At 63.0% G+C, this 12462-nt stretch carries 11 protein-coding genes and 1 tRNA gene; 7 read left to right on the top strand and 5 right to left on the bottom strand.

Going from position 1 to position 12462, the window contains the following annotated elements:
• The first annotated feature begins 177 nt into the window (after positions 1 to 177).
• Entirely contained in the window at positions 178 to 1086 is a 909-nt protein-coding gene (locus CK215_RS06095) for an MBL fold metallo-hydrolase (RefSeq protein WP_095781674.1), read from the top strand.
• 1 nt (position 1087) lies between these two features.
• Here the strand turns inward: CK215_RS06095 and CK215_RS06100 are convergent, their stop codons facing one another.
• A complete protein-coding gene (locus tag CK215_RS06100; RefSeq protein WP_095781961.1) occupies positions 1088 to 1873 on the bottom strand; it encodes a DUF1499 domain-containing protein in 786 nt (261 codons plus the stop codon).
• Positions 1874 to 1952: 79 nt separating this feature from the next.
• A complete protein-coding gene (locus tag CK215_RS06105) occupies positions 1953 to 3581 on the bottom strand; it encodes a fatty-acid--CoA ligase (RefSeq protein ID WP_095830404.1) in 1629 nt (542 codons plus the stop codon).
• Positions 3582 to 3776: 195 nt separating this feature from the next.
• On the opposite strand from CK215_RS06105, the gene CK215_RS06110 reads away from it, so the two are divergent.
• A complete protein-coding gene (locus tag CK215_RS06110) occupies positions 3777 to 4133 on the top strand; it encodes a hypothetical protein (protein WP_066997860.1) in 357 nt (118 codons plus the stop codon).
• A gap of 160 nt (positions 4134 to 4293) precedes the next feature.
• Positions 4294 to 4683 (top strand): DUF427 domain-containing protein, encoded by a 390-nt coding sequence (locus tag CK215_RS06115; RefSeq protein WP_095830405.1) that lies wholly within the window; start codon positions 4294 to 4296, stop codon positions 4681 to 4683.
• A 75-nt stretch (positions 4684 to 4758) separates the two neighbouring features.
• Here the strand turns inward: CK215_RS06115 and CK215_RS06120 are convergent, their stop codons facing one another.
• The 3 genes from CK215_RS06120 to ppdK form a co-directional block, all read right to left on the bottom strand.
• On the bottom strand, positions 4759 to 5505 hold the full coding sequence (locus CK215_RS06120; protein ID WP_170950236.1) for a polysaccharide deacetylase family protein: 747 nt from the start codon (positions 5503 to 5505) through the stop codon (positions 4759 to 4761).
• A gap of 152 nt (positions 5506 to 5657) precedes the next feature.
• Complete coding sequence (locus CK215_RS06125; protein WP_245418617.1) at positions 5658 to 6947, bottom strand: glycosyltransferase family 9 protein; 1290 nt, start codon at positions 6945 to 6947, stop codon at positions 5658 to 5660.
• Entirely contained in the window at positions 6883 to 9567 is a 2685-nt protein-coding gene (gene ppdK / locus CK215_RS06130) for a pyruvate, phosphate dikinase (RefSeq protein ID WP_095830407.1), read from the bottom strand. Before ppdK ends, CK215_RS06125 begins: the two co-directional genes overlap by 65 nt.
• A 217-nt stretch (positions 9568 to 9784) precedes the next feature.
• Between ppdK and CK215_RS06135 the strand changes: the two genes are divergently transcribed.
• From CK215_RS06135 to CK215_RS06150, 4 genes are all read left to right on the top strand, one after another.
• A complete protein-coding gene (locus tag CK215_RS06135) occupies positions 9785 to 10129 on the top strand; it encodes a VOC family protein (protein WP_095830408.1) in 345 nt (114 codons plus the stop codon).
• Between the two features lie 171 nt (positions 10130 to 10300).
• Positions 10301 to 10375, top strand: a tRNA-Gln gene (locus CK215_RS06140).
• Between the two features lie 360 nt (positions 10376 to 10735).
• On the top strand, positions 10736 to 11683 hold the full coding sequence (locus tag CK215_RS06145) for an ABC transporter substrate-binding protein (RefSeq protein WP_245418618.1): 948 nt from the start codon (positions 10736 to 10738) through the stop codon (positions 11681 to 11683).
• Between the two features lie 133 nt (positions 11684 to 11816).
• Entirely contained in the window at positions 11817 to 12452 is a 636-nt protein-coding gene (locus tag CK215_RS06150) for a TetR/AcrR family transcriptional regulator (RefSeq protein ID WP_095830597.1), read from the top strand.
• The last annotated feature ends 10 nt before the right edge of the window (positions 12453 to 12462 follow it).

A 12462-nucleotide genomic window follows, 5' to 3' on the forward strand; every position in this document is an offset into this window, starting at 1 on the left:
GCTGTGTTTGAGGCGCGTCGCGGAGAAACGAGTTCAGGCGGCGCGCTTTGAGATTTCGTCCTGATGCGTGTCGTTCTCCCAAGACTGCTGCGCAGTTTTGGGCGACATGCATTGATTTTCCTATATTGGCTTCCGCAAGATGCGGCAATCATTTTGCCGCGAGCAGCAGGACCCGGCATGACGCTTGAATTCGACACACGCTTCGATCCTGCCTATGGCCAGGCGGTCACGGTCGCTGCGGACGTCCAGCGCGTCACAGCCCGGAACGCGAGCCCGTTCACCTTCCACGGCACCAACAGCTACCTCGTCGGCCGCGACACGCTGGCAGTGATCGATCCAGGGCCGGACGACGATGTGCACCTCGAAACACTGCTCACGGCGATCGACGGCAGGCCGGTCTGCCATATCTTCGTCAGTCATACCCACCGCGATCATTCGCCGCTCGCGGCGCGGCTGAAAGAACGCACGGGCGCTCCCGTGCTCGCCGAGGGCCCGCATCGGCCGGCGCGGCGGCTGCGCATCGGCGAGATCAATCCGCTGGATGCCAGCGCCGATTTGGGCTTCGTGCCCGACATTGCGCTGGCTGACGGCAGCCTTACCCATGGCGACGGCTGGGCGATCCGCACCGTGCTCACGCCAGGACATACCGCCAACCACGCGGCCTTTGCGCTGGAGGGCACAGGCATCCTGTTTTCGGCCGACCATGTCATGGCCTGGGCCACATCCATCGTGGCGCCGCCCGACGGGGCGATGGCCGACTATATGAAATCGCTCGACCGGCTGATCGAGCGCGACGACCGCCTGCTGTTGCCCGGCCATGGCGGGCCGGTGACCGCGCCGCGCAGCTTCATGCGCGGGCTGAAGATGCATCGCAAGATGCGCGAGCAGGCGATCCTGGAACGCATCCTGAGCGGCGACCGAACCATCAAGGAGATGGTCGCCGCGATCTATCGCGGCACCGACCAGCGGCTGCACGGCGCAGCCGGCCTTTCGGTTCTCGCGCATCTCGAGGACCTGGTGGCCCGCGGTCTCGTCGCCAGCGAAGGCGACCCGGCGATCGACGGCATTTTCAGGCCTGCCGGTTGACTCACTCGGCCGGCGCCGCGCCGACCTGGCCGGCGACCTCCTGATCGAGCTCGGCGAGGAAATCGGTGATACGGGCGGCATTGTCGCCCAAGTCATGACGCCCGTAGCGCGAGGCCGAACGCATGTCGACGACGACCGAATCGCCGTCGTCGGCGACGCGGATGGCCACATCTGCCGGCAGACCGAGCACGAAGCCTCTCGCGACCGCGGTGATCGTCGCCTCGCTCTGGCTGTTGATGTCGGGATAGGGCGCGGTCAGCTGCCAGTCCCGCCGGTCGAGCACGGTCTCGACAGCATCGACCACGGTTTCGAAGGGCAGGTTGTAGCTGCGCCCGCTAACCAGCGGATATGCTTCCGCCTGCAGGCTCTGCTCGCCGGGCGTCGGCGGCGACAGCGCGTTCATGTCGCTTGTCCGGTCGCTGGTGTCGAGCGCCGGCGGGTCGTCGACGTCGGTCGAAATGTCGCGCAGCGGCGGATAGACGGTCGCCCAGTAGGCGGCGATGCCGAAAGGCGCAAGCACCAGCACTGCCAGCAGGGCGCCGACGCTGAGATCGCGGCCGCCGCGGTCGCCGAAATTCCACAGCCTCGACAGTGCAAGCCCGGCGAGCAGCAGCGCGAGCGCCGCAAGCAGCGCAACGAGCGCCAGCACCCACAGGAAAGGCGGGGTGTCGACAAGGTCGAGCCGGTAGCCGGCAACGACGGTCAGCAAAAGGACGAGCGAGAATGCCCCGATCCGCCGCGACCAGCCGGCCGCCCTCGACGTCTGCCGTTCAGGAATTGTAGCCATCATCTGCCGCATTACCCCAGTCCGCATCGAGACTTAGAGCTTTTTGCGCCGGCCTTGAAGCCGAAAGATTTAACAATCCTCAATCCGTCGGCAGCCGATACTCCTTGAATTGCTGGCGCAAGGTGGTCTTCTGGATCTTGCCTGTCGCCGTGTGGGGAATCTCGCCGACGAAGGCGACGTCGTCGGGCATCCACCACTTGGCCACCTTGCCGCTCATGAAGGTCAGGATATCGCTCTTGCTCGGCTCCTTGCCCGGCTTGCGCACGACCACCAGCAGGGGGCGCTCGCCCCATTTGGAGTGCGGCACGCCGATGGCCGCCGCCTCCGCCACATCGGGATGGCCGACGGCCAGGTTCTCCAGATCGATGGTGGAGATCCACTCGCCGCCCGATTTGATGACATCCTTGGCGCGGTCGGTGATCTGCATATAGCCGCTGGCGTCGATATGGGCGACGTCGCCGGTGTCGAACCAGCCCTCGGCGTCGAACTGCTCGGCGCCGACGCCGCCGTAATAGGCGCGCGCGACCGCAGGGCCGCGAACTTTCAGACGCCCGAAGGTCTTGCCGTCCCAGGGCAGCGCGTTGTTCTCGTCGTCTGTCACCTTCATTTCAACGCCGAAGGGCGGGTGGCCCTGCTTGCCCTGGATATCGAGCCTGGCATCGCCGGTCAGCCCTTCATATTCCGGCTTCATGGTGCACAACGTGCCGAGTGGCGACATTTCGGTCATGCCCCAGGCATGCACCACCTGAACCTCGTATTTGTCCTGGAACTTGGCGGTGATGGCGCGCGGGCAGGAGGAACCGCCGATGACGACCTTATTGAGATAAGGCAGCTTCCTGCCGGTCTCCTCGAGATACTGCAGCAGCATCATCCATACCGTCGGCACAGCGGCGCTGAAAGTTACCTTTTCGATGTCGAGCAATTCGTAGATCGAGGCGCCGTCCATCTTGCAGCCTGGCATCACCAGCTTGGCCCCGATCATCGGCGCGGCCTGGCCGAGCCCCCAGGCATTGGCATGGAACATCGGCACCACGGGCAGGACGACGTCGCGCGTCGAAACGCCCATGGCATCGGGCATGGCGGCCATCATGGCGTGCAGCACGTTCGAGCGATGGCTGTAGACGACGCCCTTCGGATCGCCGGTCGTGCCCGACGTGTAGCACATGCCGGCAGCCGTGTTCTCGTCGAATGTCTTCCAGGCGAAGGCGCCGTCCGCCTCGGCAAGCCATTCCTCATAGGCGACAGCGTTCGGCAACGAGGTTTGCGGCATATGCGCCTGGTCGGTCAGCACGATCACCTGCCTGAGCGACCTGACCTGGCCGGCGATCTTTTCCAGCAGCGGCACGAAGGTCAGGTCGACGAAGATCGCCTTGTCCTCGGCGTCGTTCATGATCCAGGCGATCTGTTCGGGAAACAGGCGCGGATTGAGCGTGTGGTAGATCGCGCCGATCCCCATGATGCCGTACCAGGCCTCGATGTGGCGGGCGGTGTTCCAGGCAAGCGTTGCGATGCGGTCGCCGAGCCCGAAGCTGTCACGCTCCAGCCGCTGCGCTACTTTGAGCGCCCGATGACGGATGTCGGCAAAGGTGGTGCGCACGATCGGGCCTTCGATCGAGCGCGACACGACCTCGCGCCCGCCGTGCTGGCGTTCGGCGTGATCGATCAGCTTATGGCAGAGCAGCGGCCATTCCTGCATCAGTCCGAGCATCTCGGCTCCTCCCCTTTTTCGCGCTTTCGCGTCATTGTTTCACGCATTGTGGAATGATCCGGCGGATTGTCCAGCCACCATAAGTCCAAGGCGGTCGGATGGGCGGATGACCCGTGAAACCCGCCATAATCCGGCCATCGTCGCCGTTAAGATTCATTAATGGGCTGGGTGAGATTGGCGAATGGAGAGATTCGCATGGACGTGCAGCTCGATGAAAAAGCCCTCGAAAGCACGCTTGCCGAAAGTCTGGACGATCTGACGCCGGACTCCAAAACCGTTTCCGACGATGAATTTGCCGAAGTCGTCGGCGGCGCGCTGGAGGCCGTCGGCGGAACGCTGCTGTTCAAGATGTGCGTCGAGAATGACGGCGAAGGCCAGCATGTCGCTGCCGCAAGCGTCGGCGACGGCGGCAACCGCCAGTTCCTGCTGCTCACGCTGCCGACCGCCGGCGGCGCGCTGAAGGTCGAGACAGCGGCGAGAAGCAGCAATCCGGTCGCCGGCATCGCTGCCGCCTATGCCGGCCTCATGGACGCATTCCAGGCCGCCGCCTGACTGTCGGCGCCGGTTAGAACATTATTTCGCCTGCACGCGATTTTGCGTCATGGCGCTGCCTTGCGCGAGGCGTCGGGCCGACCCACCTTTGACGGACGAGAGCGGTTCCGAACGGAAAAACCGCCACGCACCTTCCTCAGACTGCTGAAGGAGACCCGTCTTGGACAAGCGCGCCAACCCCGCCCCCGGCTTTCAGCGCAATCCCGACAAGGTGATAACGATCGAGCCTTATCGCGGCGCCGTCACGGTCAGCGCCGGCGACGTCGTCATCGCCAGGTCAACCCGGGCCAGGCTCTTGTCGGAACCGCCCTACCCAGCGGTTTTTTACATCCCGTTCGACGATATCGACTTCAGCAAGCTCGCCAGGACCGAGCATTCGACGCATTGTCCCTACAAGGGCGACGCGAGCTATTGGAGCGTGCTGCCGGCCGGCGACAGCGGCAGGGACGCGATGTGGGCCTATGAGCAACCTTTCGACGAAATGGTCGACATCCGCGATCACGGCGCGTTCTATACGAGCAAGGTGACGGTCGAGACTAAGCCGGAGTGATAGACTGCGGCGGAAAGCATCGCGGATCTCCGAGGTCGCTGAGCCTCCCAACCGTCGTCATCAACCCCCCGCGGATCAATCCGTGGTGCCGTCGTTGCCGACGTCGTCGGCATCGTCCAGCCGAACGAAGGTCAGGCCCTTCTGCTTCAGGGCGAGCAGGCCCTGGACGACACCCTCGCCCGCGGCATGGGTCGGCTGGTTGATGTGAGCGATGATGACGTCGCCATCCTTGGCTGCGGCGATGCGCCGGGCGGTTTCCTTGGCGCCGAGCAGTGAGCCGCCGTCGCCATTGACGGAAAAGCCCGCGACCTTGAAGCCCAGCTTGCGGATCATGGCGATCGCCGACGGGCTGTATTCGGCGGTGGCGCCGCGAAACCATTTCGGCGGCGGGCCGCCGGCGCTCGCAAGCGCCGCGGCACCCGACTCGACCTCGGCCTGAACGGCATCTGGACTGCCGGCACTGCTGATGCCGTAGATCTTGCGGGGCGTGTCGACCGCCGGAATGTGGCGGCCACCGTGGTTTTCCAGTTCGAACAGATCAGGATGCGCGCGCATGATCCCGACAGCGGCGGCGTTGCGCTTCAGCCAGATGCCGGTGACGAAGATAGTCGCGGGAATTTTGTTTTCTACCAGGGCCGAAAGAATGCGCGTATCGGTCTTCCCGCCGCAGGCGTCCAGCGTGAGCGCGACACGGCCACCGCCGCCTTGCGGCGTCAGATGCAACGTCGGTTCGACCAGCGTCCCGGCATTGCCAGCAGAGACCACGACAAGCGATAGCGCGATCGCGCAAAGAGATTTTTGAAGCAAACCCGTCATTCCCATGCCCGGCCCGTCAAGCCGCTCAACCGCAAGATGGCGTCAACAAGACGCGCATCTAGGCGAAAATCGGAACGGTTCGCATCCGAAAAGCCACCGCGCGACAATTTGCATGGAGAGTAGCTGCAAAAGCTCAACACGCCTTTAGCAGACTTGAGCTAGACCGCCTGCTCAAGCGCCACGTCGGTACGCGCCAAAAGTTCGCGCACCGCCTCGACCACGGAATCCACTTCAAGGCGCCAGACACAGCATGCCTTGCTCGAATCGGTCCGACGGCACAGGTCCCCGCCGACGCAATCGCAGGGCATGGAGGGGCGCAACGAGATGCTGGGGACGCCGACCGGGCCCCATCGAACCGGATTGGTCCGGCCGAACAGACCGACGACCGGAGTGCCGGCTGCGGCCGCCATATGCATCGGGCCGCTCTCATTGCCGAGGAATAACCTGGCCTCCTTGAGCAGCGCCAGCAACGTTTCGAGCGAGAGCGTGCCGACCAGATTGACGACCGGCGTTTTCGCTGCCGCCATGATCTTGTCCGCCGCCTCGTGCTCATCAGGGCCGCCGATCAGCACAGCGTCCAGGCCAGTTTCGGACGATATCCGTTCGATCGCGGCCGCAAAGCGCTCCGGCTGCCAGCGACGCCCGATGAAGCTCGCCCCCGCATGCACCGCCACGAAGGCATTTGGCCGCAAATGATGCTTGCTCAGCAAGGCGAGCGCTTGCGTCGTTTCGAAGGGCAGCGGGCGGATAGCCGGTGCCCTGACGCGCAGGTCGACGCCGAGCACCTCGAGCGGCGACAAATAGCGGAAGAGATAATGCTTTTCGCCGAATCCGTACGGCTTCATCCTGACATTGGCAGGCTGACGCTCAAGCCAGCGCAGAGGTCGCTCCGTCGGATAGTGGCCGACACGAATCGGGGCACGGACCAATCCGGACACCAGCCGCGAAGTCTTCGAATCGGTGATGTCGATGACCATGTCGAAGCGGTGCCGCCGCAAGGTTCGCACAACCCGTACAAGCTCGCGCCCGCGCTGGAGCGGCGTGCCGCGCATGCCGGCACGGCTAAACGAAACGACCTCCGCTGCGATCCCATGCGCTGTTAGAAATCCAGCAAACCTGGGATCGCACAGGAACACGACCTTCACACCTGGATATTCGAGCTGAAGGTTCTTCGCCAAGGCAGAGGCAAGCACGATGTCGCCTATGAACTTGGTCTGCATGATCAGGATCGATCGGAAAGAGGTGGGGGAAATCTGCAACATCTGTTTCACGCCCCGAGTAATTCGGAACCAGAAACTGCCCAGGAACGATGTCGAGATTGAGAACCAGCGCGCGCACGTTCGCGTGAGTTTCCATACGAAATCGTAAGATGGAGCGCGCCGTTCAGGCGCGCTTTGCTCTTCCCTTCGCGGCCTCCACGGCCGCCTGGGCCGCAGCCAGCCGGGCAATCGGTACACGGTAAGGCGAGCATGACACATAGTCGAGGCCGACCTCTTCGCAGAAGCGGATCGAGGCCGGGTCGCCGCCATGCTCGCCGCAAATGCCGAGCTTGATGTCGGGTCGTGTTCCCTTGCCCTTTTCCGCCGCAATCCGCACCAGTTCGCCGACACCGTCGATGTCCAGCGAAACGAACGGATCCTGTTCGATGATACCTTTCTGCCGATAGGTTTCAAGGAAGGAGGCCGCATCGTCGCGCGAGATGCCGAAAGTCGTCTGGGTCAGATCGTTGGTGCCGAAGGAGAAGAACTCGGCCGCTTCGGCAATGACATGGGCGCGGATGGCTGCGCGCGGCAGCTCGATCATGGTGCCGGTAAGATAGTCGATCTTGGTGCCGGTCTCCTGCATGACGCTTTGCGCGACGGCATCGATGCGCGCCTTGACGTATTGCAGCTCCTTCACGAGGCCGACCAGCGGCACCATGATTTCGGGCACCACCAGCGCGCCGGCCTTGTGGCCGGCCTCGACCGCCGCCTCGAAAATGGCGCGTGCCTGCATCTCGGCGATCTCGGGATAAGAGACCGCCAGCCGGCAGCCGCGATGCCCGAGCATCGGATTGAACTCATGCAGCGCCTCGGTACGCTGCCTGAGCTTGTCCGCCGGCACATTCATGGCGGTCGCGACCTCGGCGAGCTCGGCGTCGGTCTTGGGCAGGAATTCGTGCAAGGGCGGGTCAAGCAGGCGGATCGTCACCGGCAAGCCCGCCATGATCTCGAACAGCTCTAGGAAATCCGAACGCTGCATCGGCAGAAGCTTGTCGAGCGCCGAGCGCCTGTCCTTCTCGGTGTCGGCCAGGATCATCTCGCGCATGGCGACGATGCGGTCGCCTTCGAAGAACATGTGCTCGGTGCGGCAAAGGCCAATGCCTTCGGCGCCGAAGGAGCGCGCCATGCGCGCGTCGAGCGGCGTCTCGGCATTTGTGCGCACCTTCATGCGGCGCGCGGCATCGGCCCATTCCATGATGGCGGCGAAGTCGCCGGACAGCTCCGGCTGCAGCATGGCGACGGCGCCCTTCAGCACCTGGCCGTTGCCGCCGTCGATGGTGATGATATCACCCTTGCGGAAGGTCTGGCCCATCGAGATCAGCGTGCCGGCCTTGTAGTCGACACGCAGCGAGCCGGCACCCGAGACGCAGGGCTTGCCCATGCCGCGCGCCACCACGGCGGCATGACTGGTCATGCCGCCGCGCGTGGTGAGGATGCCTTCGGCGGCATGCATGCCGTGGATGTCCTCCGGGCTGGTCTCGACGCGCACGAGAATGACCTTGCGGCCTTGCGCCTTGGCATCCTCGGCCTCACCGGAGGAGAAGACGATCTCGCCGGTGGCTGCGCCCGGCGAGGCCGGCAGGCCGACGCCGATCACGTCGCGCGCCGCCTTGGGATCGATGGTTGGATGCAGGAGTTGGTCGAGCGAGGCCGGGTCGATGCGGGCGACCGCCTCCTCTTTCGTGATCAGCCCGTCTTTGGCCATCTCGACGGCAATCCTGAGCGCCGCCTTGGCGGTGCGCTTGCCGGAGCGGGTCTGCAGCATCCACAATTTGCCGCGCTCGATGGTGAATTCGAGGTCCTGCATGTCGCGGTAATGCTTCTCCAGCCGGTCGGAAATATCGACGAAGGACTGGAAAGCTTCCGGCATCAGTTTCTGCAGCGAGGGCTTGTCAGAGCCCGCAGCGATGCGCGCGGCCTCGGTTATGTTCTGCGGCGTGCGGATGCCGGCCACCACGTCCTCGCCCTGCGCATTGACCAGGAATTCGCCATAGAGCTGCTTTTCGCCGGTCGAGGGATTGCGGGTGAAGGCAACGCCGGTGGCGGAGGTGTCGCCCATATTGCCGAACACCATGGCCTGGACGTTGACCGCCGTGCCCCAGCTTTCCGGGATGTCGTGCAGGCGACGGTAGGTGATGGCGCGGTTGTTCATCCAGCTCGAAAACACGGCGCCGATGGCGCCCCAGAGCTGCTCGCGCGGGTCCTGCGGGAACGGCTTGCCGAGCTCCTCCTCGACCTTGGCCTTGTAGAGCGCGATCACACCCTGCCATTCGATGGCCGTCAGTTCGGTGTCGAGCTCATGGCCGAGGCTCGCCTTCTGGTCCTCGAGAATTTCCTCGAAAACCTCGTGATCGAGGCCCATGACGACGTCGGAATACATCTGGATGAAGCGGCGGTAACTGTCATAGGCAAAGCGGGCATCGCCGGAATCGGCGGCAAGCGCCTCGACCGTCTCGTCGTTGAGGCCGAGATTGAGCACGGTATCCATCATGCCTGGCATCGAAGCGCGGGCGCCGGAGCGCACCGAGACCAGAAGCAGCTTCGACGGATCGCCGAAATTGCGGCCGGTGAGCCTGCCGATATGGTTGAGCGCCGCCAGGACATCCGCTTCAAGCGATGTCGGATAGGTGCGGCCGTTGGCGTAATAGGCATTGCAGACTTCAGTGGTGATGGTGAATCCCGGCGGCACCGGCAGGCCGAGGCTGCACATCTCGGCAAGGTTGGCGCCCTTGCCGCCGAGCAGGTTGCGATCACCGGCTCGGCCTTCAGCGGCACCGTCGCCGAAGGTGTAAACCCACTTGGTCATGCATGCCCTCCAGGTCCCTTGGAAGATAGACAACACCCGGGCCAAGGCCCGGTCCCCGCCCTTCCGATCCGAGCGATAAGATGCTGCAGTGCGAAAGGCAAGCGCCGGCAAAGCAAGCGCCGCGACTACAATCGATTAAGCAAAAGCTGCGTCAAAAAGACTTGCCGGTGTGAGTTACGCGCGATAGAACACAACAAGAACAAAGTGGAGTAGCGCGATGAAACTCGAGGGAAAACTTGACTATCTGGAACTTCCGGCCACCGGCGGCACGCTGGACAGCGTCAAATCCTTCTACAGCGCGGCGTTTTCCTGGTCTTTCACCGATTACGGGCCAACTTACTCCGCTTTTGCCGAGGGGCTCGACGGCGGCTTCCAGGCCGATGCGGGCGAAGCGCCCGCCAGACCGCTGCCCGTGCTCTATTCCGAAAACCTGGAGGAGACGCTGGAGGCCGTTGAAAATGCCGGAGGCAACATCGTCAAGCCGATCTTTTCCTTCCCAGGCGGCAGGCGGTTCCACTTCACCGACCCGGCCGGCAACGAGTTGGCCGTGTGGGGCGAATAGCCCGCAATTCCGGTCGCCGGATCGATCTCCCCTCCAGATTACGCCCGAACGCGGCGGCAATCCGCCGGCGCAGACATGCGGCAAGATTACTTTGGATGTCAGCGGTCCAAGCATTGAGCTTTCGACCGGCTCGTCCTATAAGGCCGCGCGCAGCGGGCACCGCCCGGCTGCTGGGGCGTCGCCAAGTGGTAAGGCATCGGTTTTTGGTACCGACATTCCCAGGTTCGAATCCTGGCGCCCCAGCCAACCATTTTTTATCTTTAGTTCAACGGTTTAGCTACACGATCAGGTCTTCGTCTAGGGCACTCGGCTAGGGCCTTGGATGCGTGGACCGGCAGCAAGAATCTGGCGTCCGGAACTGGACTTAAGAGAAGCGGCGCCGTTTAGGACCGCTTCGAATTCACCCATAGCATGTGCAGTATGGTGCCAAGGGGCCGTAGCCCCTGCTGGCCGCTTTTCGCGATCGAGAGCACGCGGACCAATTGTTCACGGTAGCTCAGTCAGCCGGGCTGCCAGGAAAAAAGCGTGGCCGATTGACATACCGATTAGAATTCCAATACCTGTAGTATTTAAATGCCCGGTGCTGAATACCGGCGGGAGGAGCCAATGGCCGAAAACATGACAGCTGATCCTTCCACGCCTGCCCAGCTTCGCCTCGCGGGCGGAGCGCAGGGGTTCAATTGGCTTCCGGTCTTCCTTGCGGACGAGTTGGGATTATTCGGCAAGCACGGCATTGCCATCGAATACAAGCGCTTCGGCAGCGTCGACAAGGCAACGGGAGCTGTCCTTGAGGGTGAGGCCGACCTTGCGATTACGCCGCCAGAAGGAGCAGTCGCGGACTTCGTGAACGGTGGAGAACTGCGCATTGTTGCGGCCAATGCAGTGCGGCTGCCGATGTCTCTCGTGGCGCGGCCAGAAATCGCCACCCTGGCGGACCTTCGAGGAAAGAGGATCGGCACGTCCTCGCTCACCGAAGGTACTGCGATTTATACGCAAATTGTGCTGGCTTCCCAAGGACTGCACTACCCCGCCGACTACGAATTCGTGCTTGCGGGTATTCATACCAAACGGTGGGAGGCGCTGCAGGCCGGGCGAGTCGACTGTGCTCCCCAGCCCGCGCCGTGGAACTTCCTAGCCGAGGACCAAGGCTACAAGCTGATCGGCGAGGTCAATGAATTCATACCCGAGATCCTCTTCACCGCGGTCATCGGCCGATCATCGTGGCTGCAAGCCAATCGAGATGTGGTCATACACTTCATCAACGCCCTGATTGAGGCCCATACGATCACCAATGAACCGGCACGGCAGGACGTAACATTGCCGATCTTCCAACGCATCACCACGCCGGAAAGCTCCACCCTGGCCAATCGTGGTCTAGGATACATGCGTGACATGGGCATGTGGCCGGACAAGCTGGCCGTGTCGGAAAACGCGTTGCGCACGACGATCGACCTGATGATCCGCGCGCATTTGCTCGATGAGGCCCTTCGGAGCCAAGCGCTGCACGCCTTCGATGCTGCTTACCTCAATGCCGCTTGCACCACTGTCGGCTGAACCCATCCTGCCGTGCACCAAAGCAATCCCGCAACTGACCCCTCACCTTCGCTTGCCCTTGGAGGTCGCCCACCCTAAGTTGCTTCCTCAGATACGCTGGGTATCCCGATACGTTCATTGGATGAATTCAAAGATGGCGCGACTGACCCGTGAACAAAGCCAAGCCTTGACGCGCGAAAAGCTTTTGGCCTCGGCCAGCGAGATGGTGGCCCGAGACGGCTATTCCGGCGCATCGATCGAGCGGATCGCAGAGGAGGCCGGCTTCTCGAAGGGGGCCTTCTACTCCAATTTCACGAACAAGGAAGACATCTTCCTGCAACTGCTGGAGCGCAACGCCGGCGGAGATGTGGTCGAACTGACCGAAAGGCTTCGCAGCGTTGACGAGCCGAAGGATGTCATCGAATCCATTTGCGAATGGGCCAACCAACGCGCCAAGGACAAGCGCTGGGGAACGCTGGCCATCGACCTGCTGCGCATCGCGCGCCGCGACAACACGCTGGAGGATCGGCACCTGCGCCTGTTCAGGGACCAGTGGGAAGGGCTGGGCAGGCTGTTGTCGGAGAAGCTGTTTCCGTATGGGGATGCGGAACCCCGGCCACTCTATGTCGGCGGTATCGTCCTCGAACTCGTCTATGGCGGCATGTCGAGTTTTATGGACGACAGGGCGCCCGGCGAAATGGTGCGGGTCGCGCTGACGTCGATGCACGAGGCTCATCTTTTTAGGCATAAGAACGGAAAGGCCGTGCGCAAGCGGACTGCAGCGTGCTGACGCGAACCAT

This window comes from Mesorhizobium sp. WSM3864, from assembly GCF_002294955.1.
GTDB lineage: Bacteria > Pseudomonadota > Alphaproteobacteria > Rhizobiales > Rhizobiaceae > Mesorhizobium.

Bases quoted from the DNA above. Each gene is read 5' to 3' on its own strand.
- CK215_RS06095 (WP_095781674.1), top strand. From the start codon at position 178: ATGACGCTTGAATTCGACACACGCTTCGATCCTGCCTATGGCCAGGCG.
- CK215_RS06100 (WP_095781961.1), bottom strand. From the start codon at position 1,873: ATGGCTACAATTCCTGAACGGCAGACGTCGAGGGCGGCCGGCTGGTCG.
- CK215_RS06105 (WP_095830404.1), bottom strand. From the start codon at position 3,581: ATGCTCGGACTGATGCAGGAATGGCCGCTGCTCTGCCATAAGCTGATC.
- CK215_RS06110 (WP_066997860.1), top strand. From the start codon at position 3,777: ATGGACGTGCAGCTCGATGAAAAAGCCCTCGAAAGCACGCTTGCCGAA.
- CK215_RS06120 (WP_170950236.1), bottom strand. From the start codon at position 5,505: ATGGGAATGACGGGTTTGCTTCAAAAATCTCTTTGCGCGATCGCGCTA.
- ppdK (WP_095830407.1), bottom strand. From the start codon at position 9,567: ATGACCAAGTGGGTTTACACCTTCGGCGACGGTGCCGCTGAAGGCCGA.
- CK215_RS06135 (WP_095830408.1), top strand. From the start codon at position 9,785: ATGAAACTCGAGGGAAAACTTGACTATCTGGAACTTCCGGCCACCGGC.
- CK215_RS06145 (WP_245418618.1), top strand. From the start codon at position 10,736: ATGGCCGAAAACATGACAGCTGATCCTTCCACGCCTGCCCAGCTTCGC.
- CK215_RS06150 (WP_095830597.1), top strand. From the start codon at position 11,817: ATGGCGCGACTGACCCGTGAACAAAGCCAAGCCTTGACGCGCGAAAAG.